The organism is Chryseobacterium sp. 7 (assembly GCF_003663845.1).
Lineage (GTDB): Bacteria > Bacteroidota > Bacteroidia > Flavobacteriales > Weeksellaceae > Chryseobacterium.
In genome coordinates, this window is record NZ_RCCA01000001.1 from 928,545 (window position 1) to 949,698 (window position 21,154).

A 21,154-nucleotide genomic window follows, 5' to 3' on the forward strand; every position below is an offset into this window, starting at 1 on the left:
TATCTCCATGGAGATACCTCTTTTCGAACTGTTGTATAAAATTATATTGGGTTGTTGTTAGTGTTTCTTATTTCTTAGGTCAAAAGTAAGCGTATTAAAACAAGTAACCTTACGGATTTCCGTAATTGACGGAATAATTTTGAAATTTTTAGAAAATTAACAAGTTGCTTATTGTTTAAAGCTGTTGTAGTTAATATAATTATTTATATGTACTAATAATTTTCTAATGTTTTATGAAGTTCTTCTCTAAAATTATAAATGTCATCCAGACTATTCAATAATGTTTTTTCCCCTGCGTCCTTACCATTGCTAAAGGTTTCAATGTATTTGTTAGCTGTATTAAAATGTAATCTGCAAAGAGGTTTTCTATTATTGTCATCCAATAAAATTCCAAAATAAGACAATGTATCTCTATAGGCAATACGTTCTGCCGGAACTTTTTCTCGCATAATAGCTTTTACAATCTGGAACCCTTCAAGCTCTTCTTCTGTAGTAACAATTTTAGAATCATTATTTTCATCTATAGGTTGAGATGGTTTTATATCATCTTCCTGTTTCTCAATCTGTTCGTTAATATTTAATGCAGATTTAAGCCTAAAGCTAATAGATTCATTAATGGAACTTGTTAATGCTTTTTTTGTATACTCTTTAAAAGAAAGCATTCTGTTAGCAGTCATTGGCTTTTCAAAAAACCTTCCTACCAGTAACTTTACGATTTCATCGGAAGGAGACTCTATTTCTTTTTCGAACTCCTTTCTAATGGCTTTAATATATTTTAATGCCTCTGCAGAGTCTAAAATACTTTCCAGATTGTAATCCTTTTTAGTAAAACTTTCCAATATTTTTATTGAACTATCTTTTAAGTCTTCCATATTGATGGTGAAAAATGGTTTTTCATCCATAATATTGGGCTTTTCAAGATCAGTATAAAAATTATAAATAATGCCATTGGTAAGAACACCAAATCTTGTTTTGGAGACATGATAATATCTATGAAGCTGAGAATTATGAGCATCAGCACTTTCTTTCCAATGTTTACATTCAATAATAAAAATAGGTTCATTATTATTTTTAATTACATAATCTACTTTTTCACCTTTTTTTGTCCCGATATCGCAAACATGCTCTGGAATCACTTCTGTAGGGTTGAAAATATCATAGCCTAAAATTTGTATAAAAGGCATTACAAATGCATTTTTTGTTGCTTCTTCGGTTGCAATTTGATCTTTTAATCCTGATACTTTTTGTTGTAGTTGCTCAAGTTTAATTTTAAGGTCCATTCAGTTATTTTTATTTATCCCCAAATTTATATTCCATTAAAACAAAATCCTTACGGAAAACCGTAAACAGAATAGCCTTTCATTCTTTGAAAGTTTATATAGTTTAGAGCCTGTTTAAATTTTATTGAGTAATAATTTTATAGCGGATAATTTGGTCATATTTTCGGAAGACTCATGCAGTAGTTCATAGTTCCTACAAAGCCTTCTGTCATTATCAAACCAAGCAAAAGTTCTTTCTATTACCCATCGTTTACTTACGGGTTTAAACTCTTTTTTAGCTTGTTTTTCTTTATCCCGACTTACCACTTTTACCAGGTATGAATAAAGGCTATGAGCTTTATCTAGAAAATCTCCTCTATAGCCTGCATCAGCAAGAATACACTTGAAATTCATCAGCTCTTCCCTGAGTAATCTAAGCAAAAGCAATCCAGCCTTACTATCATGAATATTGGCTACACAAACCATCACTGCGATTAAAAATCCATTCTTATCTACTAGCACATGGCGTTTTATTCCTTTTATTTTCTTATTTCCATCTACGCCATGAAGACCTCTATTATTGCCCCAGCGTACACTTTGGCTATCCATTATTCCTAAGGAGGCTTCTGCTCGCTGACCCTTTTTTATACGAACTTTCATTCGTAGCTTTTCTAGAATTAAGTCAAAATATCCCAACTCCGTCCAACGGATATAATAGTAATAAACCAATTGCCATTTGGGGAAATCTTTAGGAAGCATACGCCACTGGCAACCTGTTTTTATCAAATACATTAAGGAGTTCCAAATCAAAAGAAGAGGATATTTTCTCTTTCTCTCTTTTAGGTTCATCGTTTTCTTTATATATTGCCACTGGTTTTCAGTTAAATCGGTTGGGTATTTCATTTTTTTTTTTCAAATATCCAACCTCTGAAAGCCTCTTAACAAAATTTTCTACGAAAATTTAAACAGGCTCTTATTCTGGTAAGAATTAAATAATCCCCAAATCTTTGCAAAATGAGACAAGCTGCTCATTGTTTGTTATCTGAAGATTTTCTTTCATAATGTTCAGTTTTTTCTCTATGCTGCTTAAACTGTTGGGCTTAATATCATTGTTTTGCAGATAAATAGGGATGTTTTTCTGTAAAACTCCTTGGGATAAAAGAGAGACTAAGGTGATATCATAGTTGGAAAACTCATAATTGTTGAGTTGTTTTACTTCCTGCTGAAGATCAAGAGAAAGATAATTTTCATCCACATAGATGGAAGCGATGGCTTTTTTCAGTTCTTTCGAATCATTGCGGGCTTTACGGACAAAGCCATTAATTCCGTATTCGTTAAAAAGGCTGTCTATTACTCCGGACCGGTGTTCTGCCGAAAAAACAATAATTTTCAAAGAAGGCTGTAGCTCTTTAACGGTTTTTATCAATTCTTTTCCATCCTTAAGACTTTGTATATTGTGGTCTTCTTCAAAGGAAAGATCCGTAATTAACAAATCATAAAGATCATTTTCCCGAATAGACTTTTGTACTTTTGCTAATGCGTCATCACAATAATAGACATAATCTGTATTGGAAATAGCTAGGTCGTTAAGTGTTTTTTGTACTGAAATACTGATGCTTTCGTGATCTTCGGCTATTAAAATTTTTTTGAACATTCTTTTTTGTTTTTACGATGTAGGGAATGTGATATAAATCTTCAACCCTTTTTCTGTTGTGTTGTCAAAAATAATTTCTCCAGCGATGGTTTCAATACGGGAAACCGTATTTCTCAATCCATTTTTATACAAAAAATTTTCTGGAACCCCAATTCCATTGTCTGTGTATTGGATTTTTACCGTATTATTATTTCTTTCAAATTTGAATGCAACAAGGTTTGCATGGCTGTGTTTCTTCATGTTGACAAGCAGCTCGCGGATGATCTGATAGATATTATCTTTAACAGATTCGTTTATTCCACTCCAGATATTTTTTTCATTTCCGGCAAGAAAGGTATTTATTTCATCGTTTTTGAATGAACCAATAAGACCGGATATTTTCTCATCAAATTCTACAATAGTTTTTGTTTCTGGTTTTTCGTAGGAAATATCTCTTGATTTTTCATAAACAAATTCAAGCTCGTCCAGCGCTTTTTCCTTATCAAAATTTTCCTGATTTTCTATTTTGGTCATCACCTGATAGATTCCGTTAGCAACTACATCATGAACTTTTTTAGATACTTTTAGCTGTTGCTCCTTCAATTTGTTGTCAGACTCTAAAAGCATAGTCTGTTTACGTTTCTTATACCAAAAAAATGCACTGATTATGAGAATGATTGTTCCTAAGCTTATACCTCCAATTAAAATATTTTGTTTGGTTATTTGGTATTCCTTCTGAGCAATACCTTTTTGAAGTAAAAGATTTTCGGCTTTATTTTTTTCTGTTTCATAGCGGATTAAAGCAAATTGGTTTTTCGCTTTTTTCCTTGCAATATCAATGCTATCATTTCGTCTCTGATATACCTTAAAAAAAGATTTGCTTTTTTCGGGAGATTCTAAAAGAATAATTTTTTGTAAAGCTTCAATTTCATCATTTGGGTTCTTTATTTCTTTTGCAAGCTCGTACATTTTTTTTGCATGAAATAAAGCTTTTTGTGGATCTCTTTCCTGATAGGTGTCTGCTAAGTGAGAATGACTGGATACCTGCCCATATAAATCGTGTTCCTTAACTCGGATATCTAATCCTTTATTAAATTCCTGAATGGGATCATAAGCGGGATTCTGGAGCCATTTAGTTCTGGCCTGGTTGGTAATAACTCTGGCTAATAGCTTTTTATCTTTGAAGGGGAATTTTAAAATGGATGCATACATTTGTAATGCATTTTTATAATCTTTCTTTTGACGGTATGCATTTCCTTTATTATTAATGAATGTTGTTTTTTCGTCAGGGCTAGGGTTGAATTTTATGGCAAGATTGTAAAAACGGATGGCATTATCACTTTCTTTTAGATTATAACTGGTTATTCCCAGATTATTATAGTTTGATTTTACGTATTCGTAGTTAGCCGGATTGTTTTCATTAAGATATTTTATGGCTTCTAACGAGGTTTCCTGGCTTCCATAGTTGTCACCAAATTGCTCCTGAATAATTGCCATATTGTTTAAACATTTTCCGGCACCTAAACTATCCTGTCTTTGCAGGAATAAATCACGAGCTTTATCAAAATAAAAGAAAGCACTGTCAAGCTGCTCACATTCTCTATATTCGAAGGCTTTATCATAGAAAATGTTGGCTGTGTTATATTGAGCAGCCGGGGGTCTATTCTTTGAGCACGATAGAATAATCAGACAAAATAGAATAAAATAAAACTTCAAAATTATTTGTTTTGTCGAATTTAAAAAAAATCAGCGAAAGATTTCCCTTTCGCTGATCATAGATGGTCTTTTTATTTCTTTGGAGGAAGCTGGCCATTGTCTCCGCTCGTATCACCATCAGTTCCGCTTTCTGCAGACAGTGTAGTTATCGTTGTGGGGTTGTTGTTATCATTTGTTGTATGGGTATTATCGTTTGGGAATGCTAAACCTAATAGCATCAATATAATTTGAATCATTTCCTTAAAATTTTTGAAGTTTGAAACTGTTTTTCCTCCTCCCGTGATATTTTTATCTCGGGCTGTACACAATTAAAATTTCGAAGCGCTTCTTAATTTTTTTGGGAAGTGAACCATCAAAAACGGAGGAAAAACATCTGCTTCCCAACCCGGAGTTTTCCTCCGTTTTATCTGGCGATTATAAAATCAGTTTTGTGAATTTGTTTTCTAACGTTTTGTTTATCACTGATTTTGTTATGGCAAATATGGGGAAGAAAGGAAAGCAAGTGTTAGACAAAGTATGGACATCGATAGACAATAAATGGACAAAAATTCATTACGGAAACCCGTAATGCGACACGGCAGAAAATCACCTATTTTGTAGTCGCTTTTTAATAACTAATTATGTCTAAAAGAAAACTACTGATTCAGGCAGTATTCGAACAAGCTAAAAAAGAATCCGGGAGAGATACAAAGAGTGGAATAGCATCCTATTTGTGGACTTATTTCGAAGAACATCTGAATTATATTATTTCAGACAAGACTTTCATCAGATATTATGAGGCTTTTTTAGAAAATGATAAAGAAGTGAATATTAATCCGGATCGTCTTGATAAACTCAGCCAATACATTGGTTATGATAGTTTTAAGGATTTCAACTATACTTTTGAAAAAAAAGTGGAAAAGGAAGGAAACAGTACTACATCCGTAAGGTTTCTTTTAGATGGAGAAGAGGTTTCTATGCCGGAGAAAATTTTTCAGATTATTATAAAAATATCGAATAACTCCAATTTTAATGTTCCGGATTTTGTAAAAAAAAACGGATTAGGTGTCATCGAATTTGTTTTCGTCGCTCTGCTGGTTACAGGAGGTGTTGTTTTCTCAAATAAATCCAATAATAAAAACGGAAAAGAAAATACATCCGGAATAATGTCTTTCATCAATCCGGCTAAGAGTTATATGTATTGGAACGGAGATGAATTTGTGGAAACGGATAGCAGCTATATAGGTCCTGATTTTGAAGTGGTTGCCAGAAATGAACATAAAATCAGGTATTTTAAAAGAATAACGAGAAAGGATACCATGAATGTTGAAAATTCTATTGGCAAAACATGGTATTCAAAGGTCAATGGGAAGGTCGAATTTTTTACCATGGATGGAATTGATCCTGAGAATAAAAGAGAATTAAAAAGGGCAACGGAATACATCATCAGGAAATATTCCGGAGAAAAACCAGAAATCACAAAGCGGGAATGAATTTCTTTCACAATTATTTAAAATTCAATTAAAACAGTTCTCTCTCTATTCCTGTATTTTCGTCTTATTTTAAGATGAATAAAACAACATTCTGCTGTTTCTTTTTTGTATCTTCATTGTTCTTCGCACAGAAACCGGTACAAATAGCATTTCTTTCCGATGTACATTTTCAGGACCTATACGGAAGCTTTTCAGACCATAGCTTTAAAGGAATTCCGAATCCTAGAACAGGAAAACCAACTATTCTGAGAACAATGGATTCTCAACTGCATTCTACAAGAATTTTTAACGAAAATTATTTTGCCTTTCTCAAAGCATTGGATGATATTGCGATAAAAGGAATTAAAATTGTAGCCATGCCAGGTGATTTCTCGGATGATGGGCAGGCCTATAATCTTCGTGGGCTGCATCGTATTTTAGAACAATATCACAATAAATTCGGAATTCGTTTTTATTTAACCACTGGAAATCATGATCCGGTAGGGCCTTTCAGAAATGATGGCGGAAAAAGTGATTTTCTAGGGCAGAATGGACATCCGATAGGAATTTACAGCAAAGAAAATATCGGAAAATCACCAGATAAAATCATAACAAAAGATATTGCAGAATCCGGATATCTTGAAATTTTAGAAGAATTAAAAGACTTTGGTTTTTATCCTCAAAAAGAAGATTTGTTCTGGAGTACACCTTTTGATCAGGATTCTTTTGAAAATTATACGTACAAAAAAGGATTGCAGGCTGCATATTATTCCAAAAGAATGTATGAAGTTGCTAAAGGTTTTTCTGTTCCAGATTTAAGTTATGTCGTTGAACCTGTGAAAGATGTATGGATGGTTGCAATTGACGGAAATACCTACATCCCCCAAAATATTACTGAAAGCCCAGAAAATTCTTCTAACTATAAAGGAGCAAGTATTGGATATAATAATGTACTCACAAACAAACAACATTTAATTCATTGGGTAAAAAAATTGGCAGCTGAAGCCAAAAAAAATAATAAAACCCTGATTGCATTTACCCATTATCCTATGATTGATTTCAATGATGGAGCAACGCAGGAGATTAAAAGTTTGTTAGGTGAGAAAAAGTGGCAATTGGAACGTGTTCCTCAGGAAGAAGTCGCAAAAGTATTTGCTGAAGCGGGTTTACAGATTCATTTTGCAGGTCATATGCACATTAATGATACAGGAATCAGAAGGGAAGGAGATAACATTTTAGTAAATGTTCAGGTACCATCACTGGCAGCTTATCTTCCTGCGTATAAAATTCTTACGATCCAATCTCCTGATAAAATGGAAGTCCAAACTGAAGTTTTAAATGAAGTTCCCCATTTTGATGAACTGTTTCCTTTGTATGAAAAAGAATATGAAGCTTTACAAGGCAATACAGACAAAATACTTTGGAATAAAGATATTTTAAAGACAAAATCCTATCATGATTTCATGCTCTTTCATTTAAAAGAACTGGTTCGTTTACGAATGATTCCTGATGACTGGCCTGCCGATTTTATTGAAAAAACCCAAAATTTAAGTGGTGAAGATCTTCTGTTACTCGTTCAAAATAAAAACCAACTACAAGAGAAAGGAATCACATCTGAAGACTTTAGAAAATGGTCTTTTGATGATCTTTTACTGGATCTATATAAATTTCAGTCTGCAGATGAACTTGCCAAAAAAGATATTCCTCAAGATAGGCTGATGCAATATCAGATATTGGAGAATTTATACAGGGTTAAAGATTCGGAAGAGCTATTTATTAAGCAATTGAAATCTGTTTTTACAATCCTTTCCCTGCTTTCCCATGGAGATCCGGCAGATCATTTTGAAATAGATTTAAAAAGGAAAAAAATAAAAAGATTGTAAATTGTAATGCTTTATGAGCATACAATTTATGCTTAAACATTTGTGTCTATTTGTGAAAAATATTAGCTTCACTTGTATTTAAAACAGAAAGGCTGCCCATACAGGCAGCCTCCTCAATTATAAATCTAATAGCAAAACAGGACTATTTTCCTGTCACGGGGTTTATTCTTTCATAAGTGTTGTTGCCAAAGCTTACCTTATAATTGGACTTGAATAATTTGCTTGGATTATAATAATCTGTTGTAATAATCTGTGCACCGCTTTCCTTCGCTTTCTCAAACCTTGAATAGTCTTCACTTCTTGCTTCCATGGTATCAGCATCTGCTCTGGTACGGATGATATATCCTTTTTTAACCAGATCTTTTATGGCTGAAACATCTTTCTTAGGCTCATTCATGAATAAGACTGCGGATTCAGGAGTTCCCGGTGTAGAATTTGTGAAGATCATTCTGCCTTTCAGAGATGGATGATCTTTACTATATAAATCTCTGTTTTCCCCGTTATTATCCATTACAAAAAGGAATTTTCCCTTTACATCTTTTACTTTTGGCCAGTTTTTGTTTAAAACAGCGTCGTTCAGAGTTTCGTAAGAACCGCGAATATCATCGGGAGTGATTATTTTATCTTTTCCCAGAAACTTTTTCAATTCATTATCGAGATCGTCAAAAAGTTTTGGGGTATAATGTTCAGGCTCGGTTCCAAATTGATTGGTTTTTCCATCTTTCGGTTCAAGCGTAATAAAAACCGGATCATGATCAGGATGCTGGTCAGACCATTTTTTCAAGTCTTTCAGGCAGTCTTCCAATGTATAATACCAGGTCTGATAATCAATATCTGTAATATGGATCATTTTGTAACCGGGCTTTTTCATTTTACCTTCCGGATCAAAAGGCTCGGTGGTTTTTACCAGATCAAGAATTTTCGGATGGGCATATTTTCCTCCTTTGCTGTCTGCATACACATCTATTTCCAGATTTCTCAATCCCAGATCCAGTTGCTGAGGAATAGGCATGTGCTCATACTGAATCCTAGGTAAAGCGTTTAGTGTATCTTTTTTGGATAAATAACTATATACCTCAGGAAGAATCGCTTTTTTATAAGAGTTGTGAGACCCAATCACCTGAATTTCATTAATCTTTAAATTATTGAGAGCATAAGATTGTGCCCAAAACAGGTTGAATGAAGATAAACAAGCAATAAACAGAACAGCCTTTTTCATTTCGATACATTTTTTATGCGAAATTAATCACACTAGATAGGTAACGATCTATATATTATGTTAAGTAATGTTTAAAATTCTGTGAATATCAGAAAAACAGTGGATTATAAATATCTGATATATAGTTTGTTTCTATTCTCTCAAATTGAGATATTTATATTTTGTTGACTTTAAGATAATATTATGTTAAAATAGATTTGTGGTAGATCCTTTTACTTTGTATGCCGAAATAAAAACTAACCGTTGCCTGAAAAGAAGACCACTGTTGCGGGAACAACAGCGGCTTTTAAATAAGCAATGTAACGTCTTGCAATTACTTTACTTATTAATATGTACCACAAAATTAATTTTTTTAAGTTTAAAAAGCTAATTCCGATTGCATTAATTTTTTTGGTGGCAAACCAAGCTGATGCTAAGGGATTTACTTTAAACTATCCTGTGTTTTCGCAGGTAAACGAAACCATTTCCGGAACCATAACGGATCAGAAAGGATCAGCCATTGAAGGCGTCAAAATCACTGTGGTAGAAACAGGAGACACTGCTTCTACTGATGCTTCAGGAAACTTTACTATTTCGGCCAACATTGGGCAGACCTTATCTATTTCTTATGAAGGATACGGAACACAAATGGTGAAAATCTCCAGTACTTCAGTTGCTGTACAGCTAGAACCCCAAAAAGGATCCACTTCCATTGAAGAAGTTACATTGGTAGGGTATGGCTCTCAGAAGAAATCTGATTTAACAGGAGCTGTAAGCCAGCTGAAAGCTGAGAATTTCAAAGAAGGAATGAACATTTCCGTTGACAATCTTATGCAGGGAAAAATCGCAGGAGTTCGTATCGTTCAGTCGAGTGGAGAACCTGGAGCAGGAGTAAATGTTTCCATCAGAGGTATTGGTTCCATCCGAAGCGGAAGTACCCCTTTGTTCGTTGTAGACGGGGTTCCTTTGAGTAACGATGCTGTAAGTGCTACAGGCCCGAATATCGGTTTAGGAAATGCTCAGGCAAAGAACCCGTTAAACTTCTTAAATACGAGTGATATTGAATCCATCACTGTTTTAAAAGATGCTTCTGCAGCAGCCATCTATGGAGCAAGAGGATCAAACGGTGTTGTTTTGGTAACGACAAAAAGAGGAAGAAAAGGAGAGCCTTTGTTTACATATGACACGTATTTAGGTTTTTCTTCAGTCATTAAAAAATTAGACCTTATGAGCGCTGATGAATACAGATCGGCAGGAATCAACAAATTATATGACCACGGCGGAAATACAGACTGGCAGGATGAAATTTTCAGAAATGCAGTGTCTTCCAACCATTCCGTTTCATTTTCGAAATCTACGGAAACCGGAAATTATTTTGCATCCATTTCTCATATGGATCAGGACGGGATTATTCTGAATAGTGGTTTCAAAAGAACAACTGCCCGTCTGAATGCAGAAGAATCTTTCTTTGACAATAAAAGACTAAAGATTAAGCTCAACCTTACGGCAAGTGACATCAAAGAAACCGGAATCCCGAACGGAGCCAACGCAGGTTCTGATGGTCAGGTGATTATCCATGCTTTGATGGCGAACCCTACACGTTCTGTATATGATGAGAACGGAAACTTTACGAATTTCAATATGAACGCTCATTACAATCCATTGTATCTATTGAGCGTTTACAATGATAAAACCAATACTTTCAGAGTATTGGGGAATACAGAAGCCACATTGAGAATTTTACCGGGGTTGAATTATAAGTTTAACCTGGGGATTGATAAAACAATGTCTGAGAGAAATACAACCATGTATCCGAACATTACAGACAGAACTCCGAAAGGAATGTACGTTCAGGCTAATCTTGATTCTTATAATGTACTTTTGGAACATTATTTAACCTATGATCTTAGTTTAAACAAACATAATTTCAGCTTATTAGGTGGTTTTTCTTATCAGAAATTCAAAACTACAGGAACCTATTTCGGAGTGAAAAATATTGCCAATCAGGGGGCAGGAATCTCTCCGGAAATCAATCCTGGATATTCTGGTGAAGCCTTTATTCCGGCAGCAGGATATGCTCAGGAGAATGAGCTACAGTCCTATTTCGGAAGGGTAAATTATAATTTTGATAAAAAATACTTATTAACGGCTTCATTGAGAGCTGACGGTTCTACCCGTTTCGGTCAGAATAACAAATATGGGTATTTCCCATCTGTTGCTGTGGGCTGGACGGTTTCGAATGAAAATTTCCTGAAGGATTCTCAAATCATCAATGAATTAAAATTAAGAGGAAGCTGGGGGCAAACCGGTAACCAGGAAGTTCCGAACAAGATTACTCAGGCGAGCTCTTCACTGTCGCCATCCGGAGGATATTATTTGTATGATAATTTGAACCTGATCAATGGAGTAGTCATCAATAGAACGCCTAACCCTGATTTGAAATGGGAAGTGGTGGAGCAAACCAATATTGGTGCAGACTTCAGTTTATGGAGAAACAAATTATATGGATCATTAGAATATTATAACAAAGTAACAAAAGATCCTATTCTGAATATTCCTTCCAGACCATTAAGCCCTACCAGTACAGTATGGCAAAACGTGGATGCAAAGATTGTTAACAAAGGTTTTGAATTCTCTTTAGGTTCAGAAATCATTAAAACGGAAAATTTCACATGGAACTTTGATATCAACGGAGCTACGGTGAATAACGTAGTGAAAGACCTTCCGGTTTCGGCTATCTATTCTGGAGAAGTTTCAGGGCCGGGACTTTCCGGAGTGACTGCCAATATTTATAAAAATGGATATGAAGCAGGATCCTTTTATATGCTGAATTATCAGGGAGTGGATGCCAACGGAAAATATATCTATGAAGATGTAAATAATGACGGAAGAATTGATCAGAATGACAGAAAAATCTTTGAAGGAGCTATTCCGAATTTCACTTTCGGGATTAATTCTTATATGAGATACAAGAAGTTTGATTTCTCATTCTCTTTCATTGGACAAACGGGTGGCTACCTTGTGAACAATACAGCATTGGATTTAAATATCAACAACTTAGCTTCAGACAGAAATGTCTTGAAAAACTTCTACGAATCTGGAGCCAACTTCACCAACCAACCTCAGTTGTCTTCCCTTTATCTTGAAAAGTCAGATTTTATCAGATTAAATAACGTGAAATTAGGATACACCTTCGATACCAGCCAGCTGAAGTTTTTGAGAAGTATTAATCTGTATGTAAGTGCACAAAACCTGTTCACCCTTACAAGTTATACTGGTTACGATCCTTTGGTGGATACCAACAAACAGGTGAGTGGAAACCAGTCTCTGGGTATTGATTACACCACGTATCCGTCTGCAAAGACTTTCATTTTGGGAGCTACTGTTAAATTTTAATTGAAAAGAAATCATGAAATCTAAATTTTTAAATATTAATACAATTATTTTATCCTTTGCTGTACTGTCTTTAATGGGATGTACCAATCTGGATGAAAAAGTGATCGATGAGGTTCTGGGTTCTGAAACGGCAGATCCTGAAGCTGCTCTTGCTGCTGCATATGGACAACTGGGAGACGGAACCTTTGTAGATCACGGAAATGTTTTTGCTCTGCAGGAATACTCTACTGATGAAGCTTTATTACCAACAAGGGGAAGTGACTGGGGTGACGGTGGAAAATGGAGAGCAATGCATGAATTCTCATGGGATGCAGGCAGTGACGTGGTAAAAACAACCTGGAATTCCCTGAATTTTGGAATTACAAAGTCTCTGACAGCTATTTCAAGCATTGAAAAGAGCAACAGTACCAACAGAGCTCTGTTTTTAGCAGAAGCAAAAGGTTTACTGGCGTATTATACCTACACAACAATTGATCTTTTCGGACAGGCTCCTTACAGAGATCCCAATAATATTAATGCTCCTATTCAGATCAGAAAAGCGGAAACTACCATTGATGCTCTGATTACGGAAGTAGAAGGGCTTATTCCCAATCTGGCAGATATCAAAACACAGAATACCCACGCCGGAAGATTTACCAAACAGGCAGCCTATGCATTTCTTGCAGATATGTATTTGAACAGGGCTGTTTTGAAAAATAAGACGGCAGGGTCATTCAACTTTCTGGAACAGGCTGTAAATGGTTCTGGAACGGATATGGATAAAGTAATTGAGTATTCTAATTTATTGATCAACAACCCGAATTTCAGTCTGGAATCCAATTATTTCCACAATTTTGATATCAATAATGATACAAGTAAGGAAATGATCTTCTCCATCGTTCAAAAGAAGAATACAGACAAAACTTCAGATAATGTTCTGGCGTATATGTCTATGGAGAGAATTCAGAAACCATCGCCGGACAACAGAGGAACCAATGCTTCATGTATCACCCCGGAATTCTACTATTCATGGAACGGAAATCATGATGATCCGCGTTTTCAGAGATCTTATCAGTACGCAGACGGAACATGGTTCAGAAATGACGGAACAGATGTAAGTGTACCTTCGTCCAGTAAAGTGGAAGGAACCGGAAAGCCATGGTTTCACTTTAACAGAGGTTTGCAGGTAGGGCAGCAATACGGTCCTAAGCTTCTTGCAGACGGAAACTTTGATATGACTGCAGACGGAAGAATTAAGGTCTATAAGTTATTTACTGAAAAAAATACCACGCTTGCCGCAGATTTTACTCCTGAACTGAATTTTGACAACCCTTCAGAATCTGTATTTACACAGGCTCAGATCAACAGAGGAGTAAGAAACTTTAAGTTTGAATTTGATCCTGGATATGGGAATAACGGAACCAGCGGAATGGATGTGCCTTTGTACAGACTGGGAACCATCTATATGATGAGGGCAGAAGCTTATTTAAGAAGCGGAAATATGTCAGGAGCTTTGGCAGATGTAAATAAACTGAGAACAAGCAGAACGAATGATGCTTTAAAGAACAATACGCCGGGCGTTGCCATTGCTTCTTTGGATGAGAATACTTTGTTTAAAGAATCAGGATATGAATTGTATTGGGAAATGTACAGAAGAAAGGCGATGATCAGATTCAAGAAGTTTGATTTACCGGGGACAGCGAAACCTGCTTCTCAGCCTTACAGAAGAATTTTCCCTATTCCTCAGGCAACTATTGATGCTTCAAAAGATTTTACCCAAACCCCCGGATATTAGTTTTTTTCATATAACAATTATTTTTTGCGTCAAACAAGAAGCGAAGAGATTTCCTCTTCGCTTCTGTTATTTTTATATGGGTTTGTAAATATTCTGCTAAACATTAATAGGAACTGGCAATTATCCTGAGCGTAGTCGAAGGGAGCCCGTTTAACTGAATATCTATCATCAATCCGGCTTTAGCCGAAACCTAAAATTCACAAAATTTTACTCTACGTTCAGCAATCCCTGTTCTCCGAAATGTTTTTTAAACTTCTGAATTTTAGGGCCTACCACAGCACTGCAATAAGGCTGTGTCGGGTTTTCATTATAATATCCCTGATGATATTGTTCTGCCGGCCAGAATTTATCGAATTTTGTTAATTCTGTCACATAAGTACCTGTCCATCTTCCTGATTCCTGAGACACTTTGATAGCTTCTTCAGCTTTAGCTTTCTCAGCATCATCTTTATAATAAATTACAGAACGGTATTGAGTTCCGATATCATTCCCCTGTCTGTTAAGCTGAGTAGGATCATGAAGGAAGAAAAATACATCCATTAATTGCTCATAAGAAATAATGGATGGATCATAAGTGATCTGTACTACTTCTGCATGCCCTGTTTCTCCTGTACAAACTTCCTGATACGTCGGGTTATCTTTATGCCCTCCTGAATATCCTGAAATGGCAGACTGTACTCCTTTCAGCATATTGAAACAGCTTTCTACACACCAGAAGCATCCGCCTCCGAAAGTAATCTGTTCTAAGTTATTGTTGTCCATTGTTGGTAATTATATTGTTTTACTGTCTTTTCCAGACCCGGAAAAAGCTGATCAAAAGTAAGAAAAACTTTTTCATTTGAACATGATTTTATGTTGTAAACTCAAATTGCAATGATAGATGTGACAAATGATTTTCAACTCGATTATGAAGTTTTTTTATAGGCGAATATGGGAGGTAAGATGAAAGAGATAATTTCCAAGGTCTTTTAAAGCGGTTAGTATTAGCAATGTCATGCTGAGCTGGGTCGAAGCATCTCAATTATATATTTTTCATTTTAATTTTAAACACGAATAGCACAAATACTTTCACAAATAAACACAAGGGAATACAACATAATCATCTGTGAAAATCTGTGTAATCTGCGGTGAAAAACAAAAGCACCCTAAAAAAGGATGCTCTATATTATTAAAATAGCGTTCAGTTATTTTTCCCAAACCAAAGCACTTGCTCCAAGAATAGCAGCATCTGCTTCGTCTAGTTCACTGAATACCAGCTTTACTTTATTTCTGAAAATGGGAAGAAGGTTTCTTTCCATATGAAGCTTAGCAGGTTTTAAAATAAAATCTCCGGCTTTAATTACTCCTCCGAAAAGAAGAATAGCTTCAGGTGAAGAGAACATTACAAAATTAGCTAATGCTTCACCCAGCTTCTGTCCTGTATATCTGAAAACTTCAATAGCAATTGGGTCTTCTTTAACGGCACATTCGTATACTGTTTTAGAATTAATTTCGTCTTCAGGATATTGATTCAGCATTGATTCTGGAAATTCGGCTCTCATTTTCTTTGCTGTAATGGTAATTCCGGTAGCAGAGGCGTATGCTTCCAGACTTCCTTCAGAACCTGTGCTCCAGTGCTTTCTTCCGCCTGGTTTTACAATCGTATGTCCTAATTCTCCGGCAAACCCGTCATGTCCATAGATTAAACTTCCGTTAGCGATGATTCCACTGCCTACTCCTGTTCCCAAGGTGATCATGATGAAATCTTTCATTCCTCTTGCCGCTCCGAAAAGCATTTCTCCCAATGCTGCAGCATTCGCATCATTGGTCACTGTACAAGGCAGATTGAATTTTGCAGTCATCAGCTCAGCGAAAGGAATTACGCCTTTCCATGGAAGGTTGGGGGCCAGTTCTATGGTTCCTTTGTAGTAGTTTGCATTGGGTGCGCCTACTCCAATTCCGTCAAAGTGTGCTTCAGTCCCATACTTTTCCATCATTGGATGAACATGTTCATATAAAGCATCAATGAAATCTTCTACTTTATCGTAAGCATCTGTTCTAAGATTTCCTTTATCCAGAACTTCTCCACGGTGGTTTACAATTCCGAATTTAGTATTGGTTCCGCCGATGTCAACTCCAAGGGCAACTTGTTTTGATAAATCTATTAATGACATTTCTATTATTAAATTCTAGGGGCTAAAATTATAAAAAAGATTGTATTAATAGATGAATAACTCCGTTTTATTTAATATGTTAAACTGGTTTTACTGTTTTTTTCTTTTTTCTTCCCCACCAGATCATAAATCCGGTAACCGGAAGAGAGGCACAGATAATACTTACAATAAAAGCAATGATCTTTGTTGGAAGCCCTAAAATAGCACCTACGTGAATATCATAATTGGCACTCACTACCTTTTCCCCGAAGTTTTTGTCCTTCGGATCATGAGTATGAAGAAGCTCTCCTGAGTTTTCATCAAAGATTAAGCTGCTGCTTTTATGGTAAGAATAAGAAAGGTGTTTTACATACACTTCAAAGTTAGGATGTTCATGGTCATCCATATGTGGGTGCCCCAAATCTATAGCAAAACCATAAGAATCCGGATATTTTGTTTGTACTGTATTGATGATTTTATCAAGTGTTCCTTCTGTTCTCAGCTCAATAGGAGCTTTTGTCTTGATATGGGAAAAGTCCGGGTACTTGGTTTCTCCTCCGGAAAATAGTACGTAGATCATGGCCTGAACTACAAAAAATGCATAGAAAAGTCCGGTAATAGAGAAGATCAAAGCAAAGATAGAGGCATAAAATCCTAATACATTATGAAGATCATAGTTCTTTCGTTTCCAGCTTTTAATATTTTTCCATTTGAATGCGAAACGTTGTTTTCTGGCTGCTTTATTCTTAGGCCACCAAAGAATGATTCCGGAAATCAGCATAATAACGAAAATAATAACAGGAATTCCTACTACATAAGTTCCCCAGTCCTGCTTCAAAAGGAAGCTCCAGTGGATCATTTTTATAATGTTAAAGAATCCGTTTTTTTCATCATATACTCCAAGTACTTTTCCGGTGTATGGATTTACATAAGCCTGTTTATAGATAGGAAATTCATCAAAATAATTCCAGGCATTTGTATTATGTTCATACCAGAAGAACATATAAGACATTTTTTTGTCAATAGGAACGTTTACCCAGTGGATTGGATATTTCTCTTTGACCTGTTCGGCAACAGCTTTTTCCATCACTCGGATAGGAAGTACCTGTTTCTGCTCGATATTTTGCTCATGGTGGTACATTACATCTTTTCGGGTGATGTTTTCCACTTCATCCTTAAAAACGTATAATGCTCCGGTAATAGAGATAATAAAGATCAGAAAGCCTATTGCCAATCCGAACCAGAGGTGCAGTTTGGCAGACCATTTTTTGAAAAAGCCCGGTTTCTTTTTATGATGATGGTTTTTCTTCATATAACAGTAAAAAGTAAAGCAAAGATAGGTTTTACTTTTTATTTGGATTAATTAAAATTTATATTCAATCATGAATGTTCCTCTCAGTCCGAGAGCATTCGTAAAGTCACTGTCTCTGGCAGTCCACCATGAAATAGCAGGCTGATATACTTTATTGAACAGGTTTTCAATACCTAATGACAGTCTCCAGTTGTTACTTACTTCGTAGCTGGATTTGAAGTTAAAAACGGTATATTCCGGAACATATCCTTCCCCGTAGGCATACTGTCCCGTTTTAGCATTAGGTTCGAATCTGTTTTGTGTAAAAGAATGAAGCATATCCAGCCCGACAGATAGAGCAGGAACAGGTCTTACCTGAACATAGGCCAATACTTTTGGTGCAGAAATTCTGCTGTTGTTGATCTTTGTAGAGTAGTCACCGTCATCTTTTACAGAGGTAATTCCTTCCATCCAGCTGTAGCTTCCGCCAAACTGAATCCATTTTGCAGGAGTAAAATGTAAAAATCCTTCTACACCATATACAATTTCTGGTGACCTCTGAATCATTAATGCTCTGTCCGGGCTCTGTACAAATGATGCTCCAAGTTTAGAAGTACTTACATACGATGTTAATTCATAGTTCAACCAGCTGGAAAGCTGTCCCGTTGCACCCAATTCGTAATTGTTAACGATGATGGGTTTGGTTTCCAGGCTATTGATAGTTTCAGAAGTTGAGGTTCTTAAAATTCTTCCTAGCTCATTGATAGAGTAGGCTTGAGAGAAGCTTCCGAAAAGGTTGATATAAGGTTCAATATTATAACGGATACCAATATTTCCTACCAAAGCATTATAATCCAGTTTTCCACCGGCTACAGGAATACTTTTGGTGAAAGTTCCGTCACTTTTCAGTGTAGAAAGCGTATTGAAATCATCTACATTTACTTTGATGTTTTCGTAGCGAAGTCCTCCTTTAATGGTTATTTTTTTAAACAGGTCAATTTTAGCCAACACGAAAGGCGCAATATTAGTCATGTTCATATTAGGAGTCCAGAAACGGCCGTCTTCCAGCTTCTGTACAGTCTCATCATTCAGAATATCAGCTCCATACATGATTTCTCCCTGAGAGTTGGCTGAATTCCAAAGCTGGGTGTCAAAATTGAATCTTGCTCCTTTTTTATGGGAAATAACATTCGACTGTCCGCCATTGAAAAAGGTATCACTGTATCCGTAAACGGTTTTGAAATCCTGATAATAAAGATTGATATTTAAAGAAGTTCCTGCAAACAGGTTCTTGTTGTCATAGCTTACTCTGATATTGTGATTTTTTGGTGTTCCCTGAGGCGTTGTTTCCAGTCCTTTTCCAATTCCTTCACCAATGGTAGGCGTGATGCCGTATTTCCCTGTTTTTAAACCTACATTCAGGTCTGATCTTGAAGAATAACCAATGTAAGATGCTTCAATTCTTTGGTTCTCGTTGATGTCATACCCTATTTTCAGCAATCCATTGTAGTTATCCATCTTTGCTATACTGTAAGTAGGGCTTATCAAAACGCCGTCTCCGTCCTTTGTATATCCTGTTCTTTCATAGGCTAATGAAAGGGTATAATCAAACTTCTTGATTTTCCCGGTTAAAAGCTGGCTGGCTCTTACTCCTAACGTACCACCGTAAGGCTGTCCGGTAAAACCAATCTGAGAAGTTCCGGAGATCTTTTTATCTGTTTTGTTTCTTTTTGTAATATAATTGATAATCCCACCATCTGCTCCGTTTCCATAGATAGAAGATGCTCCTTTGATCACCTCAATTCTTTCAATGGCTGAAGGGTCGATCGTCCTTAAATCTCTGGCTCCGTTACGAAGTGGGGTAGACTGTGGAATTCCATCAATCAAAACCAGAACCTGGCGTCCTCTTAACGTCTGTCCGGAGTTGGAAGTCTGCCCTGAATTGGTTCCTAAACTTGGAACCGTATATTGCAGGATGCTTGTAATATCTGAGTTAACAGTCAGTTGAGACTGAATCTGTTTTTCTCCTACCACGGTAATAGAGCTTGGAACTTCTTTGATGTTCTCCCTTTTTCTTGAAGCCGTCATGACAACCTCGTCTACATTTTTAGTCTGTAGGGTATCTTTTACCTGAGCAAAAACGGTAGTCGTCCCTAAGCAGGCAGCTGATAAAAGCACTTTTTTCATTATATTTTCTTTCCTTTTTTCTTTCTTTTTCCCCACCAGACAAGAAATCCGGTTACAGGGAGTGATGTACATGTGAGGCCGGCCATAAACCAGATGATCTTTCCAATGATTCCGAAGTAGGATCCTGTATGGATGTCATAATTGGCATTGGAAAATTTCTCGGCAGTACTGAGTTTTTGATGAGGTTTGTTGGCTAGTAGCTTTCCAGAGTATTTGTCAAAAGTCAGGATATTTCTTTCACTGTATCTGCCATCCATTCCGTAAACGGTTACCGGAAGACTTTTAAGCTCTTTTCCTTTTTTATTCTTTCCGTTTAGGGTAATTCTGAAGCTGGATGATTTTGTGTACAATTTTTCAGTCTGTGTCGCAGCCAGATCGAAAACCGCTTCATTTTTTGCCATCAGGGAGTCCGGAGATTTTCTTTCCTTTTCCTTTGGAAGCTCCCAAGAACCGGATAAAGCAAATGTGAATGTATTTTTTACATAGGGATAAGCAAAATAGAGCCCTGTAACACTTAACAGTAAGGCAATAAATGATGCATAGAACCCTAATATGTTGTGAAGGTCATAATTTTTACGTTTCCAGTTTTTTACATTTTCCCAATTGAACCAAAAACGTCCTTTTCTGGCATTTTTATTTTTAGGCCACCATAAAATGATTCCTGTAATGAGCATAACAATGAAAAGAACGGTTGGAATTCCTACGGTGTACGGCCCCCATTCTGAATTAAGCAGAAGTCCCCAGTGGAGATATTTCAGAATACTGAATACATCATATTTTTCATTATAAACTGCAAGAATTTGCCCGGTATATTGGTTTACATAAACAAGTTTGTTGATACGTACCTGCTGAAAATAGTTCCATCCCTTTTTGCTTTTGTCATAGTAGTCAAACTGATAGGATTTCGTTTTGTCCAACGGAATTTCTACAGCGCTTACAGGATATTTTTCATTAAGCTCCAATGAGACTTTTTCACGAAGCAGATTGATAGGCAAGGCTTTTTTCCCAATATCTTCTTTTTTCAGATAAATGGCTTCTTTGCGAAGACTATTCTGTATTTCATCCTTAAAAATATATAAAGTCCCCGAAAGAGCGACTATAAACACAATGATACCAACAGATAAACCAAACCACAGATGCAGTTTTGCGGACCATTTTTTTGAAGGAGCTTTCCTCTTCTGGTGATGCTTTTTTCTCATAGCAAAAAGTTAACCCCGTGAGGGGCTAACCTTTG

At 36.1% G+C, this 21,154-nt stretch carries 15 protein-coding genes; 4 read left to right on the forward strand and 11 right to left on the reverse strand.

Annotated elements, in window-relative coordinates; all coding sequences use genetic code 11:
* Positions 1 to 212 precede the first annotated feature (212 nt).
* The 5 genes from CLU97_RS04370 to CLU97_RS23555 form a co-directional block, all read right to left on the reverse strand.
* Positions 213 to 1,280 carry a type I restriction endonuclease gene (locus CLU97_RS04370; RefSeq protein ID WP_121486856.1) on the reverse strand — a complete coding sequence of 356 codons (1,068 nt, stop codon included), beginning with the start codon at positions 1,278 to 1,280 and terminating at the stop codon, positions 213 to 215.
* A gap of 114 nt (positions 1,281 to 1,394) precedes the next feature.
* Positions 1,395 to 2,162, reverse strand: a complete 768-nt coding sequence (locus tag CLU97_RS04375) for an IS5 family transposase (RefSeq protein ID WP_121486240.1) — start codon at positions 2,160 to 2,162, stop codon at positions 1,395 to 1,397.
* Positions 2,163 to 2,247: 85 nt separating this feature from the next.
* On the reverse strand, positions 2,248 to 2,913 hold the full coding sequence (locus CLU97_RS04380) for a response regulator (RefSeq protein ID WP_121486857.1): 666 nt from the start codon (positions 2,911 to 2,913) through the stop codon (positions 2,248 to 2,250).
* Positions 2,914 to 2,925: 12 nt separating this feature from the next.
* Positions 2,926 to 4,389, reverse strand: coding sequence for an ATP-binding protein (locus CLU97_RS04385; protein ID WP_183084513.1), 1,464 nt, complete (start codon positions 4,387 to 4,389; stop codon positions 2,926 to 2,928).
* Between the two features lie 290 nt (positions 4,390 to 4,679).
* Positions 4,680 to 4,844: a hypothetical protein gene (locus tag CLU97_RS23555; protein WP_183084514.1), complete on the reverse strand. Its 165-nt coding sequence runs from the start codon at positions 4,842 to 4,844 to the stop codon at positions 4,680 to 4,682.
* A 384-nt stretch (positions 4,845 to 5,228) separates the two neighbouring features.
* On the opposite strand from CLU97_RS23555, the gene CLU97_RS04400 reads away from it, so the two are divergent.
* Both CLU97_RS04400 and CLU97_RS04405 read left to right on the forward strand, forming a co-directional pair.
* Positions 5,229 to 6,080, forward strand: a complete 852-nt coding sequence (locus tag CLU97_RS04400) for a hypothetical protein (RefSeq protein WP_121486861.1) — start codon at positions 5,229 to 5,231, stop codon at positions 6,078 to 6,080.
* Positions 6,081 to 6,154: 74 nt separating this feature from the next.
* On the forward strand, positions 6,155 to 7,942 hold the full coding sequence (locus tag CLU97_RS04405) for a metallophosphoesterase family protein (RefSeq protein WP_121486862.1): 1,788 nt from the start codon (positions 6,155 to 6,157) through the stop codon (positions 7,940 to 7,942).
* Positions 7,943 to 8,084: 142 nt separating this feature from the next.
* Here the strand turns inward: CLU97_RS04405 and CLU97_RS04410 are convergent, their stop codons facing one another.
* The gene (locus CLU97_RS04410) at positions 8,085 to 9,161 is read right to left on the reverse strand and encodes a phosphatidylinositol-specific phospholipase C1-like protein (protein ID WP_121486863.1); all 1,077 of its coding nucleotides are present in this window, start codon (positions 9,159 to 9,161) and stop codon (positions 8,085 to 8,087) included.
* A gap of 330 nt (positions 9,162 to 9,491) precedes the next feature.
* Here CLU97_RS04410 and CLU97_RS04415 point away from each other — a divergent pair, with 330 nt between their 5' ends.
* Entirely contained in the window at positions 9,492 to 12,536 is a 3,045-nt protein-coding gene (locus CLU97_RS04415; RefSeq protein WP_121486864.1) for a SusC/RagA family TonB-linked outer membrane protein, read from the forward strand.
* Positions 12,537 to 12,549: 13 nt separating this feature from the next.
* On the forward strand, positions 12,550 to 14,310 hold the full coding sequence (locus CLU97_RS04420) for a RagB/SusD family nutrient uptake outer membrane protein (RefSeq protein ID WP_121486865.1): 1,761 nt from the start codon (positions 12,550 to 12,552) through the stop codon (positions 14,308 to 14,310).
* Between the two features lie 207 nt (positions 14,311 to 14,517).
* Here the strand turns inward: CLU97_RS04420 and msrA are convergent, their stop codons facing one another.
* From msrA to CLU97_RS04445, 5 genes are all read right to left on the reverse strand, one after another.
* Positions 14,518 to 15,072 carry a peptide-methionine (S)-S-oxide reductase MsrA gene (gene msrA, locus CLU97_RS04425; RefSeq protein WP_121486866.1) on the reverse strand — a complete coding sequence of 185 codons (555 nt, stop codon included), beginning with the start codon at positions 15,070 to 15,072 and terminating at the stop codon, positions 14,518 to 14,520.
* 422 nt (positions 15,073 to 15,494) lie between these two features.
* Entirely contained in the window at positions 15,495 to 16,463 is a 969-nt protein-coding gene (locus CLU97_RS04430) for an ROK family protein (protein WP_121486867.1), read from the reverse strand.
* A gap of 79 nt (positions 16,464 to 16,542) precedes the next feature.
* Positions 16,543 to 17,754 (reverse strand): PepSY-associated TM helix domain-containing protein, encoded by a 1,212-nt coding sequence (locus tag CLU97_RS04435; protein ID WP_121486868.1) that lies wholly within the window; start codon positions 17,752 to 17,754, stop codon positions 16,543 to 16,545.
* Positions 17,755 to 17,805: 51 nt separating this feature from the next.
* Complete coding sequence (locus CLU97_RS04440; protein WP_121489648.1) at positions 17,806 to 19,920, reverse strand: TonB-dependent receptor; 2,115 nt, start codon at positions 19,918 to 19,920, stop codon at positions 17,806 to 17,808.
* Positions 19,920 to 21,119, reverse strand: a complete 1,200-nt coding sequence (locus tag CLU97_RS04445; protein ID WP_121486869.1) for a PepSY-associated TM helix domain-containing protein — start codon at positions 21,117 to 21,119, stop codon at positions 19,920 to 19,922. Before CLU97_RS04445 ends, CLU97_RS04440 begins: the two co-directional genes overlap by 1 nt.
* Positions 21,120 to 21,154 lie beyond the last annotated feature (35 nt).

What these genes read in the sequence shown, in the direction of transcription:
- CLU97_RS04370 (WP_121486856.1), bottom strand. Translation starts at nt 1,280, where the DNA reads ATGGACCTTAAAATTAAACTTGAGCAACTACAACAAAAAGTATCAGGA.
- CLU97_RS04375 (WP_121486240.1), bottom strand. Translation starts at nt 2,162, where the DNA reads ATGAAATACCCAACCGATTTAACTGAAAACCAGTGGCAATATATAAAG.
- CLU97_RS04380 (WP_121486857.1), bottom strand. Translation starts at nt 2,913, where the DNA reads ATGTTCAAAAAAATTTTAATAGCCGAAGATCACGAAAGCATCAGTATT.
- CLU97_RS04385 (WP_183084513.1), bottom strand. Translation starts at nt 4,389, where the DNA reads ATGGCAATTATTCAGGAGCAATTTGGTGACAACTATGGAAGCCAGGAA.
- CLU97_RS23555 (WP_183084514.1), bottom strand. Translation starts at nt 4,844, where the DNA reads ATGATTCAAATTATATTGATGCTATTAGGTTTAGCATTCCCAAACGAT.
- CLU97_RS04400 (WP_121486861.1), top strand. Translation starts at nt 5,229, where the DNA reads ATGTCTAAAAGAAAACTACTGATTCAGGCAGTATTCGAACAAGCTAAA.
- CLU97_RS04405 (WP_121486862.1), top strand. Translation starts at nt 6,155, where the DNA reads ATGAATAAAACAACATTCTGCTGTTTCTTTTTTGTATCTTCATTGTTC.
- CLU97_RS04410 (WP_121486863.1), bottom strand. Translation starts at nt 9,161, where the DNA reads ATGAAAAAGGCTGTTCTGTTTATTGCTTGTTTATCTTCATTCAACCTG.
- CLU97_RS04415 (WP_121486864.1), top strand. Translation starts at nt 9,492, where the DNA reads ATGTACCACAAAATTAATTTTTTTAAGTTTAAAAAGCTAATTCCGATT.
- CLU97_RS04420 (WP_121486865.1), top strand. Translation starts at nt 12,550, where the DNA reads ATGAAATCTAAATTTTTAAATATTAATACAATTATTTTATCCTTTGCT.
- msrA (WP_121486866.1), bottom strand. Translation starts at nt 15,072, where the DNA reads ATGGACAACAATAACTTAGAACAGATTACTTTCGGAGGCGGATGCTTC.
- CLU97_RS04430 (WP_121486867.1), bottom strand. Translation starts at nt 16,463, where the DNA reads ATGTCATTAATAGATTTATCAAAACAAGTTGCCCTTGGAGTTGACATC.
- CLU97_RS04435 (WP_121486868.1), bottom strand. Translation starts at nt 17,754, where the DNA reads ATGAAGAAAAACCATCATCATAAAAAGAAACCGGGCTTTTTCAAAAAA.
- CLU97_RS04440 (WP_121489648.1), bottom strand. Translation starts at nt 19,920, where the DNA reads ATGAAAAAAGTGCTTTTATCAGCTGCCTGCTTAGGGACGACTACCGTT.
- CLU97_RS04445 (WP_121486869.1), bottom strand. Translation starts at nt 21,119, where the DNA reads ATGAGAAAAAAGCATCACCAGAAGAGGAAAGCTCCTTCAAAAAAATGG.